At 58.3% G+C, this 25,018-nt stretch carries 29 protein-coding genes and 1 tRNA gene; 14 read left to right on the top strand and 16 right to left on the bottom strand.

Annotated features, from left to right (window positions below):
• Positions 1-54 precede the first annotated feature (54 nt).
• The 9 genes from fliK to AC2A6O_RS03810 all read left to right on the top strand — a co-directional run bounded on the left by fliK (position 55) and on the right by AC2A6O_RS03810 (position 8,156).
• Positions 55-1,119 carry a flagellar hook-length control protein FliK gene (gene fliK, locus AC2A6O_RS03850; RefSeq protein ID WP_498925799.1) on the top strand — a complete coding sequence of 355 codons (1,065 nt, stop codon included), beginning with the start codon at positions 55-57 and terminating at the stop codon, positions 1,117-1,119.
• A gap of 13 nt (positions 1,120-1,132) precedes the next feature.
• Complete coding sequence (locus AC2A6O_RS03845; protein ID WP_498925798.1) at positions 1,133-1,417, top strand: EscU/YscU/HrcU family type III secretion system export apparatus switch protein; 285 nt, start codon at positions 1,133-1,135, stop codon at positions 1,415-1,417.
• 229 nt (positions 1,418-1,646) lie between these two features.
• Positions 1,647-3,128 carry an Asp-tRNA(Asn)/Glu-tRNA(Gln) amidotransferase subunit GatB gene (gene gatB, locus AC2A6O_RS03840; protein WP_498925797.1) on the top strand — a complete coding sequence of 494 codons (1,482 nt, stop codon included), beginning with the start codon at positions 1,647-1,649 and terminating at the stop codon, positions 3,126-3,128.
• Positions 3,129-3,132: 4 nt separating this feature from the next.
• Positions 3,133-3,528 (top strand): GFA family protein, encoded by a 396-nt coding sequence (locus AC2A6O_RS03835; protein WP_498925796.1) that lies wholly within the window; start codon positions 3,133-3,135, stop codon positions 3,526-3,528.
• A gap of 246 nt (positions 3,529-3,774) precedes the next feature.
• On the top strand, positions 3,775-4,455 hold the full coding sequence (locus tag AC2A6O_RS03830; RefSeq protein ID WP_498925795.1) for an amino acid ABC transporter permease: 681 nt from the start codon (positions 3,775-3,777) through the stop codon (positions 4,453-4,455).
• The gene (locus AC2A6O_RS03825; protein ID WP_498925793.1) at positions 4,452-5,162 is read left to right on the top strand and encodes an amino acid ABC transporter permease; all 711 of its coding nucleotides are present in this window, start codon (positions 4,452-4,454) and stop codon (positions 5,160-5,162) included. The genes AC2A6O_RS03830 and AC2A6O_RS03825 overlap by 4 nt, the downstream gene beginning before the upstream one ends.
• Before the next feature lie 39 nt (positions 5,163-5,201).
• Positions 5,202-5,990 (top strand): transporter substrate-binding domain-containing protein, encoded by a 789-nt coding sequence (locus tag AC2A6O_RS03820; RefSeq protein ID WP_162855029.1) that lies wholly within the window; start codon positions 5,202-5,204, stop codon positions 5,988-5,990.
• 109 nt (positions 5,991-6,099) lie between these two features.
• The gene (locus tag AC2A6O_RS03815; RefSeq protein ID WP_498925792.1) at positions 6,100-7,644 is read left to right on the top strand and encodes a glycosyltransferase family 39 protein; all 1,545 of its coding nucleotides are present in this window, start codon (positions 6,100-6,102) and stop codon (positions 7,642-7,644) included.
• 35 nt (positions 7,645-7,679) lie between these two features.
• Entirely contained in the window at positions 7,680-8,156 is a 477-nt protein-coding gene (locus AC2A6O_RS03810; RefSeq protein WP_498925791.1) for a GNAT family N-acetyltransferase, read from the top strand.
• A gap of 4 nt (positions 8,157-8,160) precedes the next feature.
• Here AC2A6O_RS03810 and AC2A6O_RS03805 read toward each other — a convergent pair whose 3' ends face one another.
• From AC2A6O_RS03805 to AC2A6O_RS03795, 3 genes are all read right to left on the bottom strand, one after another.
• Complete coding sequence (locus AC2A6O_RS03805) at positions 8,161-8,559, bottom strand: nuclear transport factor 2 family protein (RefSeq protein ID WP_498925790.1); 399 nt, start codon at positions 8,557-8,559, stop codon at positions 8,161-8,163.
• A gap of 33 nt (positions 8,560-8,592) precedes the next feature.
• Complete coding sequence (locus tag AC2A6O_RS03800; protein WP_148584494.1) at positions 8,593-9,066, bottom strand: DUF2147 domain-containing protein; 474 nt, start codon at positions 9,064-9,066, stop codon at positions 8,593-8,595.
• A 114-nt stretch (positions 9,067-9,180) separates the two neighbouring features.
• Positions 9,181-9,603 carry a DUF2147 domain-containing protein gene (locus AC2A6O_RS03795; protein WP_498925789.1) on the bottom strand — a complete coding sequence of 141 codons (423 nt, stop codon included), beginning with the start codon at positions 9,601-9,603 and terminating at the stop codon, positions 9,181-9,183.
• A gap of 568 nt (positions 9,604-10,171) precedes the next feature.
• On the opposite strand from AC2A6O_RS03795, the gene AC2A6O_RS03790 reads away from it, so the two are divergent.
• A complete protein-coding gene (locus AC2A6O_RS03790; RefSeq protein ID WP_498925919.1) occupies positions 10,172-10,411 on the top strand; it encodes a hypothetical protein in 240 nt (79 codons plus the stop codon).
• Between the two features lie 111 nt (positions 10,412-10,522).
• Here AC2A6O_RS03790 and AC2A6O_RS03785 read toward each other — a convergent pair whose 3' ends face one another.
• From AC2A6O_RS03785 to AC2A6O_RS03775, 3 genes are all read right to left on the bottom strand, one after another.
• On the bottom strand, positions 10,523-11,287 hold the full coding sequence (locus AC2A6O_RS03785; RefSeq protein WP_498925788.1) for a DUF930 domain-containing protein: 765 nt from the start codon (positions 11,285-11,287) through the stop codon (positions 10,523-10,525).
• A 200-nt stretch (positions 11,288-11,487) separates the two neighbouring features.
• Positions 11,488-12,261, bottom strand: coding sequence for a DUF1796 family putative cysteine peptidase (locus AC2A6O_RS03780; RefSeq protein ID WP_498925918.1), 774 nt, complete (start codon positions 12,259-12,261; stop codon positions 11,488-11,490).
• 23 nt (positions 12,262-12,284) lie between these two features.
• Positions 12,285-12,494, bottom strand: a complete 210-nt coding sequence (locus tag AC2A6O_RS03775) for a hypothetical protein (protein WP_498925786.1) — start codon at positions 12,492-12,494, stop codon at positions 12,285-12,287.
• A gap of 115 nt (positions 12,495-12,609) precedes the next feature.
• On the opposite strand from AC2A6O_RS03775, the gene AC2A6O_RS03770 reads away from it, so the two are divergent.
• Positions 12,610-12,699: transfer RNA gene (locus AC2A6O_RS03770), tRNA-Ser, on the top strand.
• A gap of 110 nt (positions 12,700-12,809) precedes the next feature.
• Here AC2A6O_RS03770 and AC2A6O_RS03765 read toward each other — a convergent pair.
• On the bottom strand, positions 12,810-13,682 hold the full coding sequence (locus AC2A6O_RS03765) for a LysR family transcriptional regulator (protein ID WP_498925785.1): 873 nt from the start codon (positions 13,680-13,682) through the stop codon (positions 12,810-12,812).
• A 131-nt stretch (positions 13,683-13,813) separates the two neighbouring features.
• Here AC2A6O_RS03765 and AC2A6O_RS03760 point away from each other — a divergent pair, with 131 nt between their 5' ends.
• The 3 genes from AC2A6O_RS03760 to AC2A6O_RS03750 all read left to right on the top strand — a co-directional run bounded on the left by AC2A6O_RS03760 (position 13,814) and on the right by AC2A6O_RS03750 (position 16,038).
• On the top strand, positions 13,814-14,539 hold the full coding sequence (locus AC2A6O_RS03760) for a type 1 glutamine amidotransferase domain-containing protein (protein WP_498925784.1): 726 nt from the start codon (positions 13,814-13,816) through the stop codon (positions 14,537-14,539).
• Positions 14,540-14,599: 60 nt separating this feature from the next.
• Positions 14,600-15,316 (top strand): dienelactone hydrolase family protein, encoded by a 717-nt coding sequence (locus tag AC2A6O_RS03755; RefSeq protein WP_498925783.1) that lies wholly within the window; start codon positions 14,600-14,602, stop codon positions 15,314-15,316.
• Positions 15,317-15,744: 428 nt separating this feature from the next.
• Positions 15,745-16,038: a hypothetical protein gene (locus AC2A6O_RS03750; protein WP_498925782.1), complete on the top strand. Its 294-nt coding sequence runs from the start codon at positions 15,745-15,747 to the stop codon at positions 16,036-16,038.
• A 200-nt stretch (positions 16,039-16,238) separates the two neighbouring features.
• Here the strand turns inward: AC2A6O_RS03750 and AC2A6O_RS03745 are convergent, their stop codons facing one another.
• The 9 genes from AC2A6O_RS03745 to AC2A6O_RS03705 all read right to left on the bottom strand — a co-directional run bounded on the left by AC2A6O_RS03745 (position 16,239) and on the right by AC2A6O_RS03705 (position 24,980).
• A complete protein-coding gene (locus AC2A6O_RS03745) occupies positions 16,239-17,738 on the bottom strand; it encodes a methyl-accepting chemotaxis protein (RefSeq protein ID WP_148584487.1) in 1,500 nt (499 codons plus the stop codon).
• 51 nt (positions 17,739-17,789) lie between these two features.
• Positions 17,790-18,149, bottom strand: coding sequence for a hypothetical protein (locus AC2A6O_RS03740; RefSeq protein ID WP_498925781.1), 360 nt, complete (start codon positions 18,147-18,149; stop codon positions 17,790-17,792).
• Between the two features lie 215 nt (positions 18,150-18,364).
• A complete protein-coding gene (gene gph, locus AC2A6O_RS03735; RefSeq protein WP_498925780.1) occupies positions 18,365-19,027 on the bottom strand; it encodes a phosphoglycolate phosphatase in 663 nt (220 codons plus the stop codon).
• Positions 19,024-19,578, bottom strand: coding sequence for a thioredoxin family protein (locus tag AC2A6O_RS03730; RefSeq protein WP_498925779.1), 555 nt, complete (start codon positions 19,576-19,578; stop codon positions 19,024-19,026). The genes gph and AC2A6O_RS03730 overlap by 4 nt, the downstream gene beginning before the upstream one ends.
• A 244-nt stretch (positions 19,579-19,822) precedes the next feature.
• A complete protein-coding gene (locus AC2A6O_RS03725) occupies positions 19,823-20,626 on the bottom strand; it encodes an ATP-binding cassette domain-containing protein (protein ID WP_498925778.1) in 804 nt (267 codons plus the stop codon).
• Entirely contained in the window at positions 20,623-21,501 is an 879-nt protein-coding gene (locus tag AC2A6O_RS03720; protein ID WP_148584482.1) for an ABC transporter ATP-binding protein, read from the bottom strand. The genes AC2A6O_RS03725 and AC2A6O_RS03720 overlap by 4 nt, the downstream gene beginning before the upstream one ends.
• Positions 21,498-22,349, bottom strand: a complete 852-nt coding sequence (locus AC2A6O_RS03715) for an ABC transporter permease (RefSeq protein ID WP_498925777.1) — start codon at positions 22,347-22,349, stop codon at positions 21,498-21,500. Before AC2A6O_RS03715 ends, AC2A6O_RS03720 begins: the two co-directional genes overlap by 4 nt.
• Positions 22,342-23,352 (bottom strand): ABC transporter permease, encoded by a 1,011-nt coding sequence (locus AC2A6O_RS03710; protein ID WP_148584480.1) that lies wholly within the window; start codon positions 23,350-23,352, stop codon positions 22,342-22,344. The genes AC2A6O_RS03715 and AC2A6O_RS03710 overlap by 8 nt, the downstream gene beginning before the upstream one ends.
• Before the next feature lie 101 nt (positions 23,353-23,453).
• Entirely contained in the window at positions 23,454-24,980 is a 1,527-nt protein-coding gene (locus AC2A6O_RS03705) for an ABC transporter substrate-binding protein (RefSeq protein WP_498925776.1), read from the bottom strand.
• Between the last annotated feature and the right edge of the window lie 38 nt (positions 24,981-25,018).

Genomic DNA, 25,018 nt, shown 5'->3' with positions numbered 1-25,018 from the left:
CAAGCCGCTGCACAGACAAGCAGTACCTTCTTGTCATCGGGGGGGCAAGCGACAGTGCTGACGCGCACCGCCGTTTCCCAGCCCTATCCCGCTTCTGCAGGCGTATCCGTTTCACAAGCCGTCACCTCTGCCGGACAAGGGCAATCCGCCAGTCTGCCGCCGGCGAGCTTACAACCGGCCAGCCAGATCGCAGACATGCTCAAGCAGCCGCTGAGCGAGCAGCAGGCCGGTCTGGGCAGTCTCTTTGCCCAGATTGGAAGCCTCATGTCGGCGCAGAGCAGCGGAAACGTTTCTCTGCCGGATCCCGTGGTCAAGGCAATGCAGCAGATCCTCGGGTTTCGCCTGCCGTCCACCCAGCCACCGACAGCGCAGGACTTGCAGCAGGCCGTACGCCTGTCCGGACAGTTCCGCGAAGCACAATTGGCGCTGCCTTCTGGCGCGCCTGCAGCGGGGCAAGCTGCGCTGCCCGACCTGAAGTCCGCCCTGTTATCGTTCAAGGCCCTGTTGCAGCAACTGGGTGCGCGCTCCGAAATCAGCCGTCCTGCGGGACAGCCCCCGGCACCCTCCCGGCATGGGGCGCCGCACGGGCAGGCGCAACAGACCAGCAGCGGTTTCTGGGCAGGGGCGGCCCCGCAAAATCTTCAGGCTCTTCTGAAGGAAACAGATTCTGCCTTGGCACGGCTGCGGCTCACCCAGCTCAGCAACACGAAACTGTCGAGGGATGATGCGCCGCGGGTAGGTTCGCGACCGATGGATCTTGTGGTCGAGCTGCCGCTTGCGTTCGGTCATGAAACGGCCGTCCTCCAGATGCAGGTCGGCCGCGATGGAGCTGGAAACAAGGACGAAGACGAGAGCGAACCGGCTTGGCGCCTGCGTTTTGCGCTCGATCTGACGGCCACGGGCCCGCTTGAAGCCGCGATCAGCCTGCGCGGCGGCGGCACCTATGCCAGCTTGTGGGTTGACCGCAAGGAGACCTTCGACAGTCTGAACGCAGTGCGTGAAACCATGGAAGCCGCCTTTGCCGATGCGGGGCTGGATCTTCAGGAGCTGCGTTTGATCCGGGGGCTACCGCCGAGAACCGCCGCCAAATTTGGCGCGCTGATCGACAGGCAATCATGAGACGGAACCGGCCATGAGCGAACAGGACAAACCAGGCAAGAAGCTGGCAGTCGCGCTGCAGTATGAGAATGAGGGTGCTCCTGTCCTCACCGCCAAGGGTACCGGATCCGTGGCGGAGCAGATCGAGCGGCTTGCACGTGAAGCAGGCGTGCCGATTGAACAGAACCCGATGATGGCGGAGGCCCTGTCGCAGATCGAGGTCGATCAGGAAATTCCGGTTGAGCTGTATCAGGCGGTTGCCGTGTTGATCGGATTTATCATGCGCACCGGGCATGCCAAGCACCCTCCGCTGGAATGACCCAACCTGGCTGGTCCCAAGGTCAACCGCTGCAGGGAGGGGATTGTCAGGCCGTTCAGCGGCGAAGCTGCGTCCTGCTGTGCGAAAGCTGACGTTTCAGGCAAGGAAAACCTTGCAGCCGGGACAATTCCCGACTAGGTCATCAAACGGCTACAAATTCGCGCCGCAGCAAGTCTTCCCCGCTGTTTGATCGAGCGCGAAATCAAAACGAACAGGATTTTTGACGACTATGACGATTGTCGACGTACGCACACCCGATCCGAAGAAATTCATCAAGGGCGCGACGGGCGATTGGGAAATCGTGATCGGTATGGAAGTCCATGCCCAGGTCACGTCCGAAGCCAAGCTCTTTTCCGGCGCCTCCACGGAATTCGGCAAGGACCCAAACGATAACGTCAGCCTTGTCGACGCGGCCATGCCGGGCATGTTGCCGGTGATCAACGAGGCATGCGTGCGGCAGGCGATCCGCACCGGCCTCGGGCTCAAGGCCGAGATCAATCTGAAATCCGTGTTCGACCGCAAGAACTACTTCTATCCGGATCTGCCGCAGGGCTACCAGATCTCCCAGTTCAAGCAGCCGATTGTCGGCGAGGGCAAGATCCTGCTCGACATGCCGGACGAACAGGTCGAGATCGGTGTCGAGCGTCTGCACCTGGAACAGGACGCCGGCAAGTCGCTGCATGACCAGCATCCAACCATGTCGTTCGTCGATCTGAACCGCTCCGGCGTGGCTCTGATGGAAATCGTCTCCAAGCCGGATCTGCGGTCTTCCGACGAAGCCAAGGCCTATCTGACCAAGCTGCGCACCATCCTGCGTTATCTCGGCACCTGCGACGGCAACATGGACCAGGGCTCCATGCGGGCCGACGTCAACGTATCTGTTCGCCGCCCGGGCGGTGAATTCGGAACCCGTTGCGAGATCAAGAACGTCAACTCGATCCGCTTCGTCGGTCAGGCCATCGAATATGAAGCCCGCCGTCAGGTCGCCATTCTGGAAGACGGCGGCTCCATCGATCAGGAAACCCGCCTGTTCGACGCGGTGAAAGGTGAAACGCGGTCCATGCGCTCCAAGGAAGAGGCGCATGACTACCGCTATTTCCCGGATCCGGATCTGCTGCCGCTGGAGTTCACGCAGGAATTCGTCGACGAACTGGCGCAGCACCTGCCGGAATTGCCGGACGACAAGAAGAACCGCTTCATGGGCGACTATGGCCTGACAGCCTATGACGCCGAGATCTTGATTGCCGAAAAAGCTTCGGCCGATTTCTTCGAGGAAGTCGCCAAGGGCCGCGATGCCAAACTGGCCGCCAACTGGGTGATCAACGAACTCTTCGGCCGCCTGAACAAGGAAGGCAAGGATCTCTCGACCAGCCCGGTTTCCGCCGCGCAGCTCGGCGGCATCGTCGATCTGATCAAGGAGGGCGTCATCTCCGGCAAGATCGCCAAGGACCTGTTCGAGATCGTGTGGACCGAAGGCGGTGACCCGGCGAAGATCGTCGAAGAACGCGGCATGAAGCAGGTGACCGACCTTGGTGCCATTGAAGCCATCGTCGACGAGATCATTGCCGCAAACCCGGACAAGGTTCAGCAGGCCATCGCCAAGCCGGGTCTGCTCGGCTGGTTCGTCGGCCAGGTGATGAAACAGTCTCAGGGCAAGGCTAACCCGCAGGCCGTCAGCGACATGCTGAAACAGAAGATCGGTCTGGAATAAGACCATGGCCGGTGAAGGGACAGCTTCGAAAGTCGAGCTGCCCATCACCGGTTCCTGCCATTGCGGGGCGGTGTCTTATGAAATGAAGACACCACCTCGTCACGCTGTTGAATGCAACTGCTCTCTCTGCCGCCGTCTTGGCACCATCTGGGGCCATGGGAAAACCGGCGATATCGAGATCAAGGCAGCACCCGGTGCAACGCTCAGTTATTCCTGGGGTGACAAGGGGCTGGCGTTCCATACATGCAGCACCTGCGGCTGCACCACGCACTGGCAAAGCCTGTCGGCAGACTATCCCGACCGCCTGGCCGTAAACCTCCGCCTTGCCCCTCCCGGTACCATCGAAGCCATCGGCCTGCGCCATTTCGACGGTGCCGATACCTGGACCTTTGTGGACTGAAGCGGCCCGCTCTTGCTGACGGCCCTGATTTCCGGTTATGTCGGGCGATTACAGTTTGCTCAAAAAAGACACTGATCAATAAATAGGCAAATGCCTTCGTCGTTCGCTTATACTTAAAGTCGTGTCGCAGATTTACTGCGCAGACCTCCAATTCTTTCCTTTGGCACAAGCCTTGCTCCTCGGGCTCAGGTTCGAACCATTGGAAGAATGAGATGAAGGGTGGCCTTGCTTCTCTGGTTGGCATGAATGTCCAACCTTAGATTTTTCGAGATATACCGGAATCCGGAATACCTGTGGCTTCTTGCCAAGGGGGCTTTCATCAGTGCCGCGCTGACGATCGGCGGCGGCATTCTCGGGTTTCTGCTGGCCGTACTGCTGGCCGCTGTCCGTCATTACAAGATCCCGGTTCTGGCCCAAGTGGCGGCGGCTTATGTGGAATTCATCCGGAACACGCCCCTGATCGTGCAGATGTTTTTCGTCGCTTTCGGGCTGCCGCTGCTGCTTGGCTATCAATGGCCCTTTTGGGCCCATGCACTGCTGGCGCTCTCGATCAATTTTTCCGCCTATTTTGCCGAGATCCTTCGCGCGGGGTTGGCCTCCCTTGATGATGGTCAGACTGAGGCCGCCGATGCGCTTGGCCTGCCGCGCTGGCTCAGCTTCGTGAAGGTGAGCCTGCCTCAGGCGGTCGCCTCCATGTTTCCCTCGCTCAACAGTCAGTTCATCTTCCTGTTCCTGACGACCGGCATCATTTCGGAAATCGGCGTTGCCGACCTGACCTGGGCAGGCCTGTTCATCGACAGCCGGAATTTCCGATCTTTCGAGATCTTCTTCACGCTCACGATCATCTATCTGCTGATGTCGCTGGGGTTCAAAACAGTCCTGTCGCTGCTGCATGACTGGCTGTTCAAATGGAAGGTGGTCCGATGAAAGACGCCTTTGTCGCCATCCTTGGCAAGCCTTTTGGCATCGTCCTGTTCCAGCTTTTGGAAGCGACCCAATATACGATCTATCTGTCGCTGATCGCTTTCATCGGTGGGGGCTTGATCGGTGCGTGCGTCACCGCCGCTCGGGTTTCGCCGGTCAAGACACTTCGCCGGATCTTCACCGCCTACACCTGGCTGTTCCAGTCAGTCCCCCTGTTGATGCTGCTGTTCCTGCTTGGGCTGGGTGTTCCGCATCTATTCAAGATCCAGGTGGATCCGTGGCGGGCGGCCGGCATTGCCTTGACGCTTTATACCAGTGCCTATCTGGCTGAGGTCTGGCGCGGGGCGCTGACAGCCATTCCTGCAGGTCAGCATGAAGGTGGCAAGGCGCTGGGCATGACCTTTGCGCAGATCATGCTTCTGATCATTCTGCCGCAGGCGTTTCGCCTGGCCATTGCGCCTACGGTCGGCTTCATGGTGCAGATCATCAAGGGCACGTCTCTTGCCTACATCATCGGCTTTCACGACCTCATGACGATTGGCAAACGCTGGGCGAACGCACCCGTACCCGGCACTCAGCCCTTCGTCATCTATCCGCTGATGGCGATGATCTACTTTTCTCTGTGTTTTCCGTTGTCTGTGTGGTCGCGGCGTCTGGAAAGGCGTCTTGGGTCCGCATCGTCCAAAGGTGGGGCTGCCGCCGCCGCCTGACAAATCGCGCTTGAAGAACAACCGAAGGAGGGTCGCGTAATGTTGAAAAGATTTCTGGGGCTGACCGGCTTGGCGGTATCTGCCGCCTTGATGATCGCAAGTCCCGCATCCGCAGAGCTGAAGGACATTCTGGAAGCCGGCAAGATCAAGATCGCTACACCGGAAAACTTTCCGCCATTCGGCTCGCTGGGCAGCGAAGGCGAGTATGAAGGCTACGATATCGACGTCGCCAAGATGATTGCCGAAGATCTCGGCGTCGAACTGGAACTGGTGCCCGTCACCTCCAAACAGCGCATTCCGTTTCTGGAAACAGACAAGGCGGATCTGGTAATCGCGACGCTCGGTGCCAATCCGGAACGGGCAAAGTCGATCTGGTTCTCTTCTGCCTATGCCCCGTTCTTTTCCGGAGCCTTTGCCAAGCCTGACGTTGAAGTATCCGCCATCGAGGATTTCTCGGGCAAGAAAATCGCCGTCACCAGCGGCACGCTTGAAGATCTGGCAATCACGGCGGATGCGCCGGAAGATGCCGAGATCATCCGGTTTGGCGACAATGCCGCCACCATCGCTGCCTATGTTTCCGGCCAGGCAGATGTCATCGTGACCGGCAACATGGTCGCGCTGGGTATTTCCAATGACAACCCGGACTTCGATCTGGAAAACAAGTTCATCATCGCCAACTCGCCGTCCTTCATTGGTGTGAAGACGGGCAACATCGACCTGCTGCAGTGGGTCAATGTTTTCGTTCTGCACAAGAAGCTGAACGGCAAGCTGGACGAACTTTCGAAGAAATGGCTGAAGACACCGCTGCCGCCGTTGCCAGCCCTTTGAAGCCATCCGGCTGAACGCTTGAAACGCGCGGTGCCAAGCCGCGCGTTTTTTGTTTTCGCATGGGAAAATGCGAGGTTACAGGCTTCTGAAAATCTTGTATCCCCCTGCCATGATGTTTCGCAGTTCGACCGCCGGGACAAGGCCGGCTCCGTTTTATGCAACGCCTGCTGGCGTCTGGGCCATCGTCGCCCTCTGGGGGCTGGCGCATATCCTGCTGAGGGCACTGAACACGCCGGTGCTCGGCACGGACGACATGTTCGAGAACGTTCTGGTGCAGACCCTGGAGCCCGGTTACATGCTGCGTCAGCCGCCGCTTTACGAGTGGCTGCTCTGGTCTGCGCAACAGGTGTTCGGCCCGACGATCTGGGCGGCGCTTTTCGTCAAATACACCCTGATTTCCATAGCCGCGCTGTTTCTGTTCCTGATCGCGCGCAAGGCCATTCACGACACGCGCCTTGCGGCCCTGTGTGTCTTTTCCTATTCGCTGTTCTACCAGTTCGGCTGGAACCTTCATGAAGGTGTGACCCACACGGTGGTTCTGACTACCGCTTGCGCCATGAGCGCTTTCTTCTTCCTGAAGGCACTGGAGACGGGGCGGCTCGGCTTCTACGTGCTGTTCGGCATGGCAGCCGGGGCAGGGCTGCTCGGCAAGCATTCCTACCCGATTTTCGTTCTGGCCCTGATCCTGGCCGCGGCAAGCGACCAATCCTGGCGCAGCCGGCTGCGTGTTTCAGGTCTGGTGCTCGTGCCCTTTGCGGCGGCACTGATCTACAGCCCTTACGCCTACTGGATCTTCAGCGAAGGGCTGAAGCTGCTGGCATCGGTCTCCGACACCATGGGCGTCAGCGCACAAACATCCCATCTGATGCGCGCCGGCGAAGGGCTCGGGAAACTCGCCTTCGGACTTGTCGGCTTTTCCGTTCCGCTGGTTCCGCTACTGCTGCTGTTGTTCTGGCCACGCTATCTCGGTCGCAGGCAGCCCGAAACACCCACCGTCAGTAACGTGGCGCGCCTGTGCGGGCGCACGGTTCTGGTGATGATCCTGCTGACCGCGCTGATGATTGCGCTTACCGGCGCGACCTACGTGAAGGAACGGCACATGCACCCGCTGCTGTTGCTGTTGCCCGTGTGGCTGTTCGCCGATCTCGAGCGTTTCGGTTTCCAAAGACAGTGGCGCTGGCTGACAGCCATTCTTCTGGCAGTCGTCGCCGTTGCCTTTCTTGCCCGCGTTCCCGGGTTGATAGCCCCGGACAAATTCTGGTGCGGTGGCAAGTGCCGGCATATGAAGCCCTACGCGGACCTGAAAGCGCCACTGGCCGAACTGGGAGCAGCGGACGCAACCCTGGTTGCTGACGATGGTTACACCGGCGGCAACCTGAGGGTTCTCTTCCCTGACGCCCGCCTTGTAACCAAGGCCATTCCGGCCAGAACGCCGCCACGTTCAAGCTGTTTCTTCATCTGGGAAGAGGGCGACAGGGAGCCGGATGCGCCTGCCGCAGAGCGCTTTCAGCAAGCCGCTTTCTGGGACGCTGCCGAGCCGCTGGAGGCAACATATCTAACCGGCGCCTGGCCGCATTTGTGGAAAGCCCCCGGCTGGCGGACAAGCTGGTGGGGCGTTGCCAAGCTCCCGCCCGAAAGCCCCGTCTGTCGCTGACCGAACACTTTCCCGACCAAAGGTGCGAACCGATCATGCCGGACACAACACACACAGCGATTTCCATCGAAAAAGCCCGCCCGGAACATCTGCGTGAGATTGTCGCCATCATCAATGCGGGCGCAACCAGCGTGCGCAAGGACAAGGAGTTTACCAACTGGCAGGATTACCGAGCGGCTTTTGATGCTCTGGTTACGGCTCCTGAGTGCGACATCTATGTAGCGCTTGCGGAAAGCGGCGAGGTGGTTGGTACCTTCCAGATCCATTTCATGAAGGGCCTCGCCTTTCAGGGCCGCCCCAGGGTGGAACTGGAAAGCGTTCATGTGCGCGCAGATCAGCGCGGCGCCGGCATCGGCAGGTTGATGATGGAGAAGGCCGAGGACCTGGCACGACAGGGCAACGCCTGCATGGTGCAACTGACGTCGAACAAGGAACGTGCAGGCTCCCATCACTTCTACAAACGCCTTGGCTATGACCAAAGTCATCTAGGCTACAAGAAGATGTTCGTCTGAGCCTTCAGGTATCAGCCGGTGTCTGGATCGGCGTGCCCTGATGGAACCTCAGTTTCCAGGCTCCGTTATGTCTGCTCCAGATCGAACTGCGGTTCGCCCGTTCAACCTCACCGCTCTCGCGTCGGACTTCGCTGACATAGGTCACGAGCACCGAGTTTGTGTCGATCACCGTGAACCTCAGGCGGGGCAGGGGCAAGCACACATGAATGGGCCGCTTTGCACTGGCAGGCAGGATAAGGTCTTCACGCAAGTAAACACGGCCGGATCGGCCGAATTCCAAAAAGTCGTCCGCAAAAAGCCGATCCATCAGGACCGGTTCGTAACGCGTTTCGGTCTGCCACAGGCTTTCTTCCAGCCTTGTGAGCGTTTCGACATCCGCTAGCTGGAGGCTCGTATCAGGCATGGTTCACCGGGCTGATCTTGGAAATTGGCGTGGTCAGTCGACCCGGCGCCAGGTTTCCTTCTCGCACACATTGAAGACAACGCGGACGCAGCCCTGTACTTCCAGGGCGGATGCGCTTTTGCGGTGTACGGTGGCATTTGCGCTGAAGCCGCGCCGAGGGTCGTAGACCCGGCCTTTCCAGCTATTCTTTTGCGGTGCAAGCCGCCAGAGCACGGTCAGGCCGAGCACCTTCCGCTTGCGCTTGCTTGGGTCATTGTTTTTGAGATCCGGCGTGGATTCCATGGAATAGCCTTTGGGCGCTGGAAACCGGACGATCTTGCCACAGGGCACCTTGCCGCATTTTTCAATCTTGATGACGGCCCCTGCCGGTGTCTGCCATTTGCCGTTGATGTCCGGCGCGGCCGCGGCTTCTCCACCAGCCCCCGCAAGCAGAAGCGCAAACAGACCCGCGCGTGAATAAAGTTTGGAAGCTGGAAAAGCAGACACAAAGAAAGAAAAAGGAACCAAGATTATCCCCCGCCGCAATGCTGGTGACGACTGCGCCACAATCTGTGACCGGCAATTGCGACGGAGGAAAGGCCAAATCAGTTGATTTGGCAATTTCAGGCTCTGGTCAGGCGTTTATTGCACCCGTTTCCAGGTTTCCCCCTTGCAGATCAGGCCACCCATGACGCAACCCTCCAGCTTCAGCGCGTTGGCGGACGTCAGTTCAATGAAACCGGTATAGGTCTTGCCATCCTCGGCGTTATAGACCTTGCCCTTCCACTGATCTTCCTTGTCGGTCGGCTTCATGGCCTGAACGATCTGCACGCCCAATAAGGGCCGGTCCCGTTTGGCGGCGTCCGGGTTCTTCGTGTCATTGCGCGGGTCCCGCAGCCAGATCAGCTTGCCGCACAGGGAGCTGCCGCAGGAGCTGATCCGGATCTTGGAAGCGCCGTTGGGACGAACCCAGTCGCCCGTGGCATCGCCGGCCAGGGATATCGTTGCCGATGTGGTGATGAGGGCGCCCGCCAGAAATGCGGACGTCAGAATGGTCTTGAGCATTTGTTCCTCCCAAAGCGGAATGCCTTCCGTTTACGGAAAGGGAATGTATAGGCCTGAAAACCCGCTGAAAAGCCGTCACCCAACGTCACCTCTATCGAAAACCTTGTGCTGGTGGAGAGAAAGCGAAGCGCTGCGATCTGGTAACCCCGGAGAGGGACACAGTCAGACAAAGAGATGTGGAAACGAATCCATGGTGAACAGAAGGTTGATCGACCTTGTCAAATTTTCGGAGAATGTGATTGATTGAAAAGAGGAAATTTCAACCACATACTTACCGCATTATGAATTTCAGACTTATTTAAAATTTTATTCGCATTACGTTAAACGTGTCTCTTAACGCCCCTTTTAACTGCTGCTGATGAAGTAGAGGTCAAGAAACAACGGGGAAAGCTTCATGAAAGCTTGTGTTTCTTGGGTCGGTCCGTGCCAGGCATTTGTGTTCAGCAACGCGACCGATTGGCAGTAGGAACCGGAACGGTCGATCCAGAAGGATCGGCCCGTTCCACAGAAGTCGAAAAGACGACGAAAGGGGAGCGTTATGGCTCGTTTTGAAATCAACTCGGCCGATATGGCCATCATTGGCGAAAAGCCGGTTACCGCTGATATCCTGTTCCAGATGGGTCTGGACAGCGCATGTGGCCGTCATGGTACGACGGACCTGATCACCGCGCATAAGTGGTTCAACATTGCCGCTCTCAAGGGCAACAAGGACGCAGCACGTTACCGCAAGGAAATCTCCGGTGAAATGTCCTCGACCGAAATCGCCGAAGCGCAGCGTTCGGCCCGTGAATGGCTGTCGATGCATTGAACTGCGTGAAGGCTGCCGGCCATACGGCACCTGAACCAAATTTCACACCCTGACGCGGCAGCACAGGTTTCTGCCGCGTCCAGTACCCGGAGCTTTGCCGGGACGATCCGGTCAATAGACCGGCGCGAGACCGTATTCGTCCCAGAGCGATCGGTCGATGGGCGCACCAAGCGCATATTCGAACCCGTTGACGACCTTGCCGCTGGCGTCCAGCCGGCACCTATAGGCGATCTCATACCAGACCCTGTTGCTTCTGAGCGCACCGGCGGGCACGACGATCGTATTTTCCTTTTGAAATGAATTGCGGAAAGCGTGCGGCGCAAGCCGTGTTGGCTTGAACCCCGGCCGTGCATGGCGCACCTGCTCCATCGCCTCCAGCGCGCATATCTGCTCGCGCCCGTCTTCACTTGTAAGTGTCGGAAGAAACTCACGTGCCTGCGCGGAGCGCGGGTCGTCCAGCACGTCAGTGGCAAAATAGGTTTTGGCAGTAACCCACTCCTGTTCAGGTTTGGGGGCAGAAGACGGCGGGGCTGTCTGTTCCGGCACACGGGCACTTGAGGAGGACGGCTGGTCCGTAGCGCCCGTTGAACCGGGAGCCGGATCGGGCAAACTCTGCGGCGGAACCGCTGCCGTTTGCGGTTGGATTTCTTGAGGTTCCTCCGCTGGCACTTCCGGCGGGGATGGTGGCAGGAATTCCGGAATGATCTCGACCGAGACAGGCTCAGGCGGATCCGGCAAAACGCTCCGCCACAGAGCTGCGTCGCTCAACACCACATAAAGCACAAGGTGCAGCCAAAGCGCACAGAGCCACGGAAACTTTTCCGCGACAAAGCGTGTCAGATGTGCCGGATGTGTCGGAGGAGTGAGCTCGGCCATGGCACTTCTCCGATACTCGGACAAGTTGAAGAGTGCCCATCGCACCAGAGGACTGCGGCTTAATTATGAAGGGGAGGGGCTGGATGCCGGGCAGTTCACACGCAGGACCGGACACGGCTATTCTCATGCCAAATCATTCTGAGGTCGTTGCCTCGTCAGCGATCCGGTTTCGCAAGAAAAGTTCGGACGCTAGCCTATTGTCACACGGAAACAGGAGCGAGCAGCTGTGCAATCTTCTTTTTCGCGCGGATCTTCCGCTTCGACAATTTCCCGCCAACAAGTTCCAGCATGGAAATGGCCTTCGCTCGTTTGAGAGCCGTACACCATTCCCCTGACCAAGCCTTGAGTTTTTCGGGATGCCGGTCGTCGCGAAGGGGCACAATTTCGAAAGTCACCCTGGCTGACCGGCCTGCTGCGCAAATGTGTCTCAAGTCCTCTTTGAGGGAATGATTGTCAAAACAATCGTCAGGTATGGCCAGAAGGCTGACCAGTATGAACGGTTTTTGAGGATGAATGCGCGCCATCATATCTTCAAAAAGCGCGGCTTCACGTTTCAAATAAGCCAACTCCGACTGAAGGCTGTTTGCGAGATTGTCTTCCGCTACATCCGCGTTTCGATAGTAAATGAAGGTGGCTTTTTCGTTGGTGTTGGAGATCAGCTTCCGGAACCGGTTGATCCGAACCCTGTAATCTTCAAGGACGTCATCGTTCTCGTATGGATTGGAATGCAAATGCGCAATTTTGGGGTAGCTTTTGAAGATGAGGAACTTTTCACCCGGACTGATCTGGTGTGATGCGAAAATGTAGTCGTCCTTGTTGCTCAGATGTTTGAAATCTGTGGCAATAATTTTCGACACGTAGTCTAGTCCCGCATCGAGGTTCCAAAGCCAGTCGAATGGATAAGGCTCAAGCCTGAGGCCGAGTTTCTTGAGGTTGGTCGCCACGTCACACCCACCACCCAGCGAAACGAACACGTTTTTCAAATATCACCCGCAGCTCAGTTTTGACGACGAAAGATGCTCGTTTTGCCGGGAGCGCGCAGAAAGTCAACTCTCGGATGGAAAGAGAACAGGGGTAGCGAGGAAATAAGTAAAATCTCGCTCAATGAAACTGGCCCCTTCGGCGCCGCGGATGAAAAAGCAGGACGCACTTTTTGAAATTGAAACGAGTGAATGTGCATTTCGCGCAGATGCAGCCGCGTTTCCACGTTCACGCCTCCTTTGCACCTGCCGGAAGTTGCGCGCCCAAGCTCGGTGGAAAAAGTGAGAAGACGCAAAAAACGCCTTGAACTGTGAGGCTTTTCTTCGTACACGGGCGTTACCGGAGAGGTGGCCGAGTGGTCGAAGGCGCTCCCCTGCTAAGGGAGTAGACGGGCAACCGTCTCGAGGGTTCGAATCCCTTCCTCTCCGCCATTGGCCGCCGATTGCCGTTTCCAATAGCCATCGCGCCGCCGATTGTACGCTACTGACCGCCCCTCATCGGGTCGGCTGTTGAGTGCGTACTATCGAATGACTCCCGAACCTTATCTGGCTTCCAGCTTTGCAAGTTCTACGAGGCATCTGTCTCGGGTGAACACGACACGGGGGCTGCGGAGCGCGGCCTTGCGCCATGCGAGGAAGATGCAATTGGCCGGAAGCCGGTTTATCGGGTCGACATGGACAAGCTTTCCCTCGCTGATCGCGGCGCTGCAAAGATAGTCAGGAAGAACCGCGACGCCAGCTCCAGCCATCGCGGCATCCCGCAAAAAAGTCAGCGACCCTGCGATCAGAGCCGGGCGCGCTGAAATGTCGGTGTGAACGGCGGCAAGATAGCTGCGGATCAGTGGCAATGTTTCATCATAGGCCAGCCACGGCCAGTCAGCGCGAGGGATCGAAGTTAGATCGAGATTCGGGGCTGCAACGACAAGCAGCTCTTCCTCGAAAACGGATTGATAGCCAAGTGCCCGATCATCGGGTTCGGAGGCCGTGATCGCAAGCTCTATCACTTCATCCGCGAACCACTGATAGATTGCATCCCGCCCACCCAAGCGGATATGCAGGTCAATTCCCTGCGTGGCCAAGACGGCGGTAACGGGCGGCATTGAAGCCCCCACGAACTCCGCAGGTCCGGCGAAGTGAACGACGCCTTCCAACGCATCCGAACGCAACCGCAGCCGTTCAAACGCCGCGTCAGCACCATCAAGCCTGTCGCCAATCATGTTTACCAGCTCATTGGCAACCACAGTCGGCTCGACGCCTCTCGCGTGACGACGAAACAGGGCATGGCCAAGCTCGGCTTCCAGCGCCCTGATCTGGCCCGAGGCGGCGGGCTGGGTGATGTTCAAAATGTCCGATGCGCGTGAAATGGATCTCGTGCGCCAGACCTCGACGAAGGTGCGAAGATGATTGAGATTCATGGCCAAAAACCGCGAGTAGACATAAGATAAATTATGGCAGCTACATGAACTTCTTGCTACTGCGAATAACTGGAGCGACCTACATCCTGAGCATGGCTTCCGATGCCGAGCCCTCATAAATGGATGAACGCATGACTTTCGCACCAAATCGAGCCTTGATTGTTCTGACCTCCGTCGGCGCCTTTCCCGCCGAGGCCGGCGCGCAGGCGGGACGCAGGACGGGTTTTTACATGGATGAGATGGCAACGCCCTATTGGGCCTTGCATGATGCCGGCGTGACCGTCGAAATCGCTTCAATTGCCGGTGGCAGACCGCCTGCCGATCCAGTTTCGATAGGCGAGGAAGGAAGCCGTAAATCCTCGGTTCAGCGGTTTCTGGACGATCCAGCCGCGATGGCTGCACTGCAGAGCTCCATCGCCATCGCAGATGTCGATCCCGATGCCTGTGACCTGATCTTCCTTCCCGGTGGCCATGGCACCATGTGGGATTTCGCTCAATCCGCTAATCTGGCCCGTGTTGTTGGCCGCATGTTTGATCGAAATGCCATTGTCGGCGCCGTTTGCCATGGCCCCGCCGGATTGATCGAGGCAAGGACTTCTAGCGGGACCCCCATCGTTCAAGGGCGGCGCGTCAATTCCTTTACCGACGCCGAAGAGGAGGCCGTGGGATTGACGAAAACGGTGCCATTTCTGGTTGAAAGCGCATTGCGGGCCAATGGAGCGATCTTCGAAGGCACCGACAATTTTGCCAGCTGCGCCATCCGTGACGGGAATCTGATCACCGGCCAGAACCCGGCTTCGGTTCAGGCCGTCGCCGAATTGCTGGTGGCGGCAATCGACCCGCCGGTAGCGGCTTAAGTTCGGGGCCATCCCGTCTGCCGGACCCTGATAGTCGTTACTTCACACGAGGGACAGTTCATGACTGACACAGCTATCCACTACTCAGCTGGCGAGCGCAATTATATCGGCACCTTCATAGCCGCGAGGGTCGAGACACCGCGTGCCGGCGTGGTGCTGCTCCCCGATTGGCGCGGACAAGGTCCACTGGCGCATGACCATGCCCAGCACCTCGTCGCCCTCGGTTGCGCGGTCGTCATCGCCGATCTCCATGGCGACGGATTCAACCCGGACAGCCCGGATCAGGTCGGCCCGATGGTGCAACACCTTCTCGGCCACCGGCACGAAGGAGCGGCCGCAGTGGCGTCCTGCGTCGCGGCTCTGAAAGCGGCGCTGCCCGAAGGCACGCCGATCTTTTGTCTCGGGTTCAGCGCCGGCGGCACGGCGGCGCTGGATTTCGGACGCAGTGGCGGCGCTGTTGCCGGGATCATCACATGTTCGGCGCTCCTTAAGGCGGCAGCGGAGGGGATGGGGACGCGTATCGCGGCACCGGTGCTGGTGTTGCAGGGAACGCAGGATCAGGTCTCGCCGATGGCGGTGATTGCCGAACTGGTTGCCGAAATGGATGCTGCGGGCAACGACCTGCGTGTCATGCTGTTCAGTCAGACCGGCCACGCCTTCGACAATCCGGAGGCTGGAAGCGACCCAAAAGCGCGCCTTTGTTATTCACCGCTGTCCGCGGCCCGCGCCCGCTCGGCTATCAAGGCCTTCATAGACGAACAGGTAGAAGCGTCGTAAAAACCGGACCGCTCCGGCGAGGAGATTTCCTGCGACGAAGGATTGAGTCGCCTTGGAGGGCTATGGCGTAGACATGGTTCTCATCGCTATCCCGCATGGCCCGCCACTTGCCCCCGGGCCCATTTTTCTCCCTATTTCTCACCGATACGTTCAGCCAGTTTTCCTGTCGGGAACTAGTGTTGCCTGTTCGAGCCGACAGCGATGTATCGCGCTTGTCTCGGTGTCCTGGAAGCGTGTCTGTTTGAAGACCTATTCTTCGCCAAGGCTGCTGGACGGCTGTGTATAGTGGCTGCAACCCTTTCTTTGATGCATAGCGCAGCACGAACGCCCGCCAGGCGTATGGATCGCGGACCTTTGAGACAGTCGCCTTAGCCCTGACGGTCACGGCCAGTCCGAAACCAAATCAATATCTGGGCGGAGAGCGTTTATTGCGCGCAGATGCTCTGCCTCAGCTGCCGTTGGCAAGAGCGGACCTTGCCGGGCTCGCTTTGAAGGCGGGGGAGGCTGATGGGGCGATTACGATCAGCGTTGGGTCTGGAGAGAGGCGTGGTGTTGATGCCGTCGGGAATTGGGGAGCTTGCGAGACAGATAAATGGAAGCCGCTCGGAACTGCCATCGACCGGGACTACGAAAGTGCGCACCGCTATGTGGTGACCGGTCTGTTCTGGCTGGCGCAGCGATGCCCGCGACTGAAGGGCAGGTGTGTTCACCGCGAGGGTTGAATGTTTCCCGTTGGTGCACTCTGGATCAATGAAAAGATGTTCGGGTCCTTACCCAGTCACGGCTCTTCATTGCCAGCCAACGCGCCATGATATCTGCTTCGCTGTCTCGCGATGCGCCCCTGAAAGCACTCGTGAAAATGGCAAATATTCTTTCTGTAACCTGAAAAAATATTTGCCATTTTGTGGGAGATATTTGCCAATCAAATGGCTTTTGTTTTGTTCAGATAGTCGTCGACTTCTGTCCGCAAAGCTTGGGATTGGTTGGAAAGTTCCTCAGCCGTATCGGCAAAGTTTCCAACCGATTTGAGATTTCTTTCCGAAACACTGGCGACATCTGAAAGGTTGTCGGCAACGTCTTTTACGCCGTTTGCAGCTTGTTCGACATTGCGAGCAATTTCGCGGGTGGCGCTGTCCTGTTCTTCAATGGCGCTGGAGATGGAAACCGAGATTTCCTTCACCTTGTCGATGGTCTTGCCGATGCCATCAATGGCATCAACAGCTTCCTGTGTGGCGCTCTGAATTTGAGAAATCTGGTCAACGATGCTGTCCGTAGCGCTCGAGGTCTGATTGGCCAGCTCCTTGACTTCCGCTGCCACAATGGCAAAGCCCTTACCGGCATCCCCGGCTCTGGCAGCTTCAATCGTGGCGTTGAGAGCCAGAAGATTGGTTTGTTCTGCAATGGCAGTGATCAGCTGGACAACCTCGCCAACTTTTGAGGAGGCCTTGGCCAGACCCTGAATCTTCTGGTTGGTTTCTTCTGCTTCCCTCGCAGCCCCACTTGCAATGTCGGTTGACTGGCTAATCTGCCCGCTGATCTCGGCGATCGAGGCGGATAGTTCTTCAGAAGCTGCTGCCAATGTTTCGAGATTGCTTGAAGTCTCGTTGGCTGCTTGAGACATGGTCTGGCTTTGTTGGTTTGTTTGTGTCGCTCCGGCGGCCATTTCCTGGGCGGACGCCCGGAGTTGGGTCGATGCGGAGGACAAAGATCCGACAACTTCTGCCACGCTCGTATCGAGTTTCTCGGCCAACGCAAACATGGCTGCCCGCTTGGTCTCTTCTTGTTCTGCGCGGATTCTGGTTTCTTCTACCAGTTGTCCAGCCTCGGTCTGAGCCAGATTCAGATCTTTCATCGCCTGATAATTGTCTGTGAACTGGCGATTGATGCGAAAGGCTAGCCAGAGCATCGGCCCGCCCACCAGCACAACGTATGTAGCATGGATGAGGAAATGATGCAGAACATACTCAGCCGATGGCCAGATATAGAGCGGCAAAAGCAAGGAAAAGACCAGGTGGTGCACAGTCGCCAATACGTTGACGATGAGGATTGTGCGCCAGCAGCAATAGATGACCAGCACTGCATTCAAAACGAAAAACAGCATGTGGGCATCCAGAACCAGTCCATCCGGCAATCCACTTGCGCAATAGACCAGGAGCGCCCAGTCAGTGGTCAGGGATGCCCCAATGGCAAATCTGGTCGACGGTCCAATTGGATCCTTGAGAAACATGAGCGTCGAGATGCCGGCAAGAGCTGCTGCGATCACAGATGTCGTCAGAGCTGGTGCAGACGTAAAAGAAGAGACGCCTCCAATGACCGCGACCATGAGCCAAAGGCCGGCAACGAATGCCTTGCTCGCTATTTGGCGAAGTCTTACCAGTTCAGGGGCGGTTTCAACGTCGGATGATGCGGAGGTAGCGTGCATTTGTGGCCTCTGGATAAGCTTGATCAGGATTAAGCTGATTTGGTGCTTTTCTTAAATGTTGCTGCCGTAGCTCGTTGAAGGTTTCGGATTGCAGCCTCCGATACCCAGGGAACTGATGACCACCCATGCACCAAGCGCCCGGACCTTTGCCGGGTAATCCTGTTGCTCAGGCAAAACTGTCACGAATGTTCCGTCAAAGTCGGATCGTATAAGTTTGGATGCAGGTGTCAGCGCTCTGGTAACCGCCTGTCGTTCGCTGTCCCACGGAGATGAAATGACAATCACCGGGGCATCTTCGGCGAAACTAAACAAGGTCAGATAGCCAACAACCAGAAATCCCGCCACGCTGATCAGGGCAAATGGTACGTAGGTAGAGATTGAATACTCTGAGACGATTTGAGGTTTTACCATCGTCGTTTTTTCTGATGTTACCATATTTGTACGACAAATTATCTTGCGGAACTTCGGTGTTTGCTGGACTTTACGTAATCGAAAAATAATACAATCGTTTTAATGAGGGCTTAATTTAACCGAAGACGATATCAGCTTTGAGTTGAGATCGGTCGGGGTAAATGCAAGGAGCCGCAATTCGTTTGGACGGGGGCCGGAATTGTCGCAAACCCGCTTCAGGCCGGGGCGGACAACAGGTTTTCGGCAAGGGACGGAAGGTCGGTGAAGTTCGAAAAGACCACCGTGTGCGGGATCTCGGAGACCGGGCTTTTGCGGTAGCCCTCGCTGAACAGCGCGAAGGGCATGCCGGCATTGACGGCGCTTTCGGCATCTACCTCGCTGTCGCCGACATAGACGACGGGGCCACCTCCGAGGGACGATTGCAGATAGTGCAGGCCTGCCGGATCGGGTTTGCGGGTGGTCAGACTGTCACCGCCCACCAGCGCGTCGAAGAAATGCGACAGGCCAAGGTCTTCGATAATCTTCTCGGCTGGCCGCTGTGGCTTGTTGGTACAGATTGCCAGAACATATCCGGATTTCCGCAGCTGGGTGAGCGTCGCTTCAACGCCGGGGTACGGAGCGGTCAGGTCTGTCGCATGCGCCTGGTAGTCGTCCAGGAAGGCCGAAATCAGGCGGGTGCGATCCCTGGGCTGAAGGTCTGTGGCATTGATCATGCGGTCGACCAACGTCGGAATCCCGTTGCCGATAAAAGACCGGATGGCCTCAAGCGACAACGTCGGCAGGCCTTCGCCTTGCAGCAGGCGGCTTGCCGCTGCGTGCAGATCCTGTGCGCTGTCGATCAGCGTTCCGTCGAGGTCGAAAATCAGGATCGGTGTCATGCCGTTTTCCATTTGATGGAGCATCCCATGGACGGGATCTGGTCTTCCGGTCCCTTGCCCGTTTCCGCCACCTGCCGCATGGCTTCGAACAGGTCACGCCGCAGGTCCGCAGGCCCGGTTTCCCGGCGAGACGCATCAAGACGCCCGCGGTATTGCAGTTCCAGCGCGGTGTTGAAGCCGAAGAAATCCGGCGTACAGACTGCATCATAGGCGCGGGCGACAGACTGGTCTTCGTCGTAAAGATAGGGGAAGGGGAAGTTCTCCCGCTTCGCCAGTTCGGTCATTTTCTCAAAACTGTCTTCGGGATAGCTCTCCACATCATTGGCGCTGATCGCGGCAACGCCAATTCCAATCGCCTGAAGATCGCGGGCGTCGCGCACGATCCTGTCACGCACGGCAACCACATAGGGGCAGTGGTTGCAGATGAACATGATCAACGTGCCCTTGGGGCCGGCAATGTCGGACAGCTTGTAGGTTTTGCCATCGGTTGCAGGCAGCTCGAAATCGGGAGCTTTCCAGCCGAAATCGCAAACGGGTGGAATGGCAGCCATCGTGTCGTCTCTCCCTGGGATGATGCGTTGTTTCAAATGAGAGTAGGTCAGCCCTTTGAAGAATTGAAGGGATGGGCGAGCTGAATTTTGCCAGCGGAAAAAGCCGATGCACAAGCACCTGGCTGGTTGAGAAGGGCTTCAGAACAACCTCAAAAGCCAGACAAGCGCTGGCGAATGCTGAAACAGCACATCTTTCCGCCGGAGATGGAACGCCGATCCGGCCGTACGGAGCGGCGCCCCTTCTTCAGAACCAGGCCTGCTGCGGATCGGGCAATGGAATGGCGTCGAGCAGGGTGCGCGTGTACTCCGCCTTCGGATTGGCAAAAAGCTCCGCCGTTTCGGAGTTCTCGACGATCTCGCCCTTGTAGAGCACCAGGATGCGGGTACACAGCCGCCGAATGACCGAGAGATCATGGCTGATGAAGGCCAGTGTCAGGCCAAGGTCCTTGACGAGGCTCTCGAGCAGGTTGAGCACCTGCGCCTGGGACGACACATCGAGCCCGGACACGATCTCGTCCGCCAGGATGAAGTCGGGCTTCAGGGCAATTGCCCTTGCGATCCCGACACGCTGGCGCTGACCGCCGGACAATTCATGCGGATAGCGGGTCGCGAAGTGCCGGGGCAGGCCAACCATGTCCAGTGCTTCCTCGACACGCCCCCTGATATTGTCGAGCCCCTGAAGACGCAGCGGCCCGGCGATGATCCCGCCGACCCGCCGGCGCGGATTGAGTGAAGACATCGGGTCCTGAAAGATCATCTGGAAGCGCCGGCGGAGGGGCCGCAGCCTGTCCTCGTGAAGATGGGTGATGTCGGTGCCTTCAAACAGGATCGCACCGCTGTCGGGCTCAATCAGGCGGATCAGCGCCCTGCCGAGTGTGGATTTGCCCGACCCGGACCCACCGACGATACCGAGGACCTCGCCCCTGGGAATGTCGAAGGTGAGCCCTTTCAGAACATCGATCCGTGGTGCTGCCCCCAGAAGCGGTTTGCGGGACATATCCGGAAAGGAAACGCGCAGGTCCTTCAGCTCGTAAATCGTCTCGCTCATGGCCGGGATCCTGCCTTCACTTGATCATCAAAAGCAGCCACTTCGGCTTCCACTGCTGCAATCACGCTTTCGGGCACCTGCGTCAGCGACCCTTCCGGGTCCGTGTACTTCGGCGTTGCCGCAAGCAATGCCCTGGAATACGCGTGAGACGGGGAGGCAAAGAAATTCTCGACGGTGGTTTCCTCGATCACCTTGCCGGCATAGAGCACGCTTAAGGACTGGGCGATCTTCGAGACGACGCCCAGGTCGTGGGTGACGAACAGCAACGCGGTGCCGTGGCGTTGCTGCATTTCGCGGATCAGCTTGAGGATCTGCTTCTGCACGGTTACGTCGAGTGCGGTTGTCGGCTCATCAGCGATGATCAGCTTCGGTTCTGCCGCAAAGGCGGAGGCGATCAGAATGCGCTGGCGCATGCCGCCGGAAAGTTCATGCGGGTAGGCCTTCATTACCCGGTCCGGCGACTGGATGTGAACCTCCTCCAGAAGTTCCAATGCCCGCTTCTCTGCATCCGGACGCTTCCAGCCGAGAATATCCACCAGCCTGTCGGTGATTTGCGGTCCGACGCGGCGGGACGGGTTGAGCGCGGTGAGCGGGTCCTGCGGTATCAGGGCAGCCCGGGCACCGATCCGCTGACGTCTGGCCTTCTGGGGGAGCGTCTGGAGGTCTTCGCCATCCAGCAGGATCTTGCCGCCGGTCAGCCTCGCAGCCTTTGGCAGAATGCCGAGAACGGCCTTGCCGATCATGCTCTTGCCAGCGCCGCTTTCTCCAACGAGGGCCCGCACTTCACCCGGGGCGACATCAAGCGAGACCTGCCGGAGCAGCGGCATGCCGTTCTTCAACTGGACCGTCAGGTCCTGAATGGACAGAAAGCTCATCGCAGCACCGGATCGAAATGGTCCTTCAGGCCTTCGCCGAGCTGGGAAAAGCTCAGCACCGTCAGGAAAAGGGCGAACAAAGGAAACACCAGAACCCACCAGGCCTGATAGATCGAGGTGCGGCCTTCAGCGATCATGCCGCCCCAGGTCGGCTGGTCGGTGGAAATGGAGAGGTTCACGAAGGACAGGATTGCCTCGACGATCACCGCAATGCCCATTTCCAGCGTCAGCAGGGCAACGATGGTCGGCAGCACGTTCGGCAGGATCTCCGTCAGGGCCGTACCAAAACGGGTGCGGCCAGCCACCTGGGCCGAAGCGACATAGTCCATCGCCCCCTGGCCCATCGCCTCCGCCCGCACCACGCGGGCAAAGCGCGTCCAGTCGATGACCACAATGGCGATGATGACGGACATCAGACCTGTGCCGAGCACGGCAATCAGCAGGATCGCGAACAGGACCGGCGGAAAGGCCATCCAGATATCGATGAAGCGCGAGATCACCAGATCCGCCCAGCCCCGATAGTATCCGGCGATCAGGCCGAGGGTTGCCCCGATGAGGCAGGTCAGCGTTCCGGCAACCAGCGCCACGATCAGCGCCAGCCTTGCGCCATAAAGCATGCGGCTGAGCACGTCGCGGCCGAGGCTGTCGGTGCCAAGGAGATAGGCTGGATCGGCGCCCTGCTCGAAGAAGGGCGGCAGGCGCCCGGCGAACAGATCCTGCGCCAGCGGATCATGCGGGCTGATCAAGGGGGCGAAGACGGCTGCCAGCACCAGGAAGGTGAGCCAGCCACCGCTGAGCCAGAGTCTGAGGCCGGGCAGGCGGCGGATGTTTCCACGAGCGTCACGCATGGCGCAGCCTCGGGTTCAGGGCGGCATAGGCCATGTCCACCACCAGATTGACCATTGTGAAGAGCAGGGCAAAAACCAGAACGATGCCCTGGATCAGCGGCAGATCGCGGTTGATCACCGCGTCAATCGCCATGTTGCCGAGGCCTTCGTAGGAAAATAGACGTTCGATGATAACCGTGCCGCCGATGAGGAAGGTGAACTGCACGCCGATCAGCGTGAGTGTCGGCAGGATCGCGTTCGGCAAGGCATCACGCAGAATGATGGAGCTTTCCGCGTAGCCCTTTGTCCGGGCAAGGGTGATGTAATCGTCGTGCATGCATTCCTTCAGGGATTGCTTGAGGAGCTGCAGAATGATGGCTGCCAGCGGGATCGCCAGCGCAAGGGCGGGCATCAGCATGTGGCCCATGAGATCCAGCACCACGTCGAAGCGGAAGCGAGCGAGCGCTTCGAACAGATAGAAGTGGGAGGTGAACTCGAACCCGAGCGATGGCGAGATCCGGCCGGAAATATGAAACAGCGGCCACAGGACACCGAACAGCAGGATCAGGGCCAGCCCCCACAGGAAATCCGGCAGGGACAGCGCGATGCCTCCGGCAACGTCGATGCCGCCTTCCACCTTGGAACCGCGGTAGAGCGTAGCGGTGAGCGCGGCTGCACCGCCGATGAAAACGGCGATCAGCAGTGCCATTACCGATAGTTCCAGCGTGGCGGGCAGGCGACCGATCACCAGGTCGTAAACCGGCTGGCGCAGGGTGATGGACGTGCCGAAATCGCCCTGGACCACATTGGAGATCCAGATCACGAATTGCTCGAAGATGCCCTTGTCGAGCCCGTAAAGCGCTTTCAGTCGGTCTATGTCGGCCTCGCTCGCCCCGGGCGGCAGCATCATGGCGATAGGGTTGCCCGGAACGACACGAATGACCACGAAAACGATGATCGCGGCCCCGAACAGGGTGATGAACGTTGTGATGAGGCGCGTCAGCAGCGCGCGCACGATTTGCATGGCAGTATTTGGCCCAAAAAATCGGAAAAAAGCCGCCGCAACACCCCGGGAGCAAGCTTTGGAGGGTGTTGCGGCGAAGGCGGGTTCGAAAATTCCGTTTTTTAAGGACGCGTCATCAAGGCAGGCAGCAGCGCGCCGGAAGCATGCGGCGTGACCTTGACCTTGTCGCTGTGCAGGATCGGCTGGACGTACTGCAGCAGAGGAATGACCAGGGCGTTGTCTGCAATGTAGCGGTCAACGTCCTTCCAGCCTTCGATGCGCTTGTCCTCGTCGGCCTCGCCCCATAGTGGCAGGATCTTCTGCATCAGCTCTTCGCCATCCCATACGGAATGAGGCGAGGGACCGAACATGGCAAAGCCGGTCGAGGTCGTCGGGTCGCCGATGGCATTGCCCCAGTTGTAGAAAGCGGCCGGAGCAAGTTGATCGGCTGCGCGCAGTTCGTAATGCTTGGCGATCTCGTAGACTTCGATTTCCGCCTCGATTCCGATCTTGCGCCACAGGCCAACGATCGCCTGGATGATTTCGTAATCCTTGGGCTTGAAGCCGCGCGTGGTCTGGATCTTGAACTTGACCGGATTGTCCGGGCCATAGCCGGAAGCAGCCAGCAGTTCCTTTGCCTTTTCCGGATCGTATGGAACGGTGATGGAGGCATCATACGCGCTGTACTCGGGTGTCTGCAGCGTGTCGATGGGAACGCCATAGCCGGACAGCAGACGCTCGATGATGGTCTTCTTGTCGATGGAATAGGCCATGGCCTTGCGCACGTTCTCGTCCAGCATCGGATCGACATCGTTGATGAAGATCATGCCGATATCGGAGATTGGCGCGGAGGTGCCGACAATGCCGTCTTTCTCCTTCAGCCGGTCGAATTCCTCGTAAGGCATTTCCAGCGTGACATGAGCGTTGCCGGACATCACTTCAAAGGTACGGCTGGAGGCATCGGTGACGAACTTGATCGTGACTGTCTTGAACTCCGGTACGTCGCCCCAATAGTTTTCGTTGGCTTTCAGGCGAACGAAGGCATTGCGCTCGAACTTGTCGACCATGTAGGGCCCGGTGCCAATCGGCTTGGCTTCAAAGCCTTCCGCGCCGACTTCCTCAAAGTATTTCTTAGGCAGGACGTAGCCGGTCAGGAAGCTCATCCATTTGAAGATGGTCGGCTCGTATTCTTTGACGTCTGCAGTGATCCTGTTGCCGTCGATCTGGAAGTTGCCGATCTTGCCCCAGATGAACTGGATCGGGTTGCCGGTGTCCGGATTGCCGGCGCGTTCCAGCGACCAGACAACGTCTTCCGGGGTCAGCGGGTCGCCATTGTGCCAGGTAACGCCCTCGCGCACATCCATCCAGATTTTCGACTTGTCGTCGTTCCAGCCCCAGGCGGTGATGATGCCCGGTGCAAAGCTGAGATCGGTGTTCTGATGGATGAACATGTCGAACACGGACTGGTAGATGCCCTGGATGGTCGGGTTGACCGCAGACGGGCCGACAGTCGGGTCCCAGCTCGGCAGGTTGACGTTGTAGGCGATTACCAGTTCATCGATGTCGCTGGCAAAGGCAGGTGTTCCGACGGCTATCAGCAATCCACTGGCAGCCGCACTTTTAAGCAGTGTGCGTCTTGAAACTTTCATTGTTACTGTTCCCCATTCTTACCTCTGGAGCCGGTGCG

The organism is Labrenzia sp. ATLA3 (assembly GCF_057180185.1).
The sequence above is the reverse complement of the archived record's forward strand: the minus strand, read 5'-3'. Positions and strand labels throughout refer to the sequence as shown.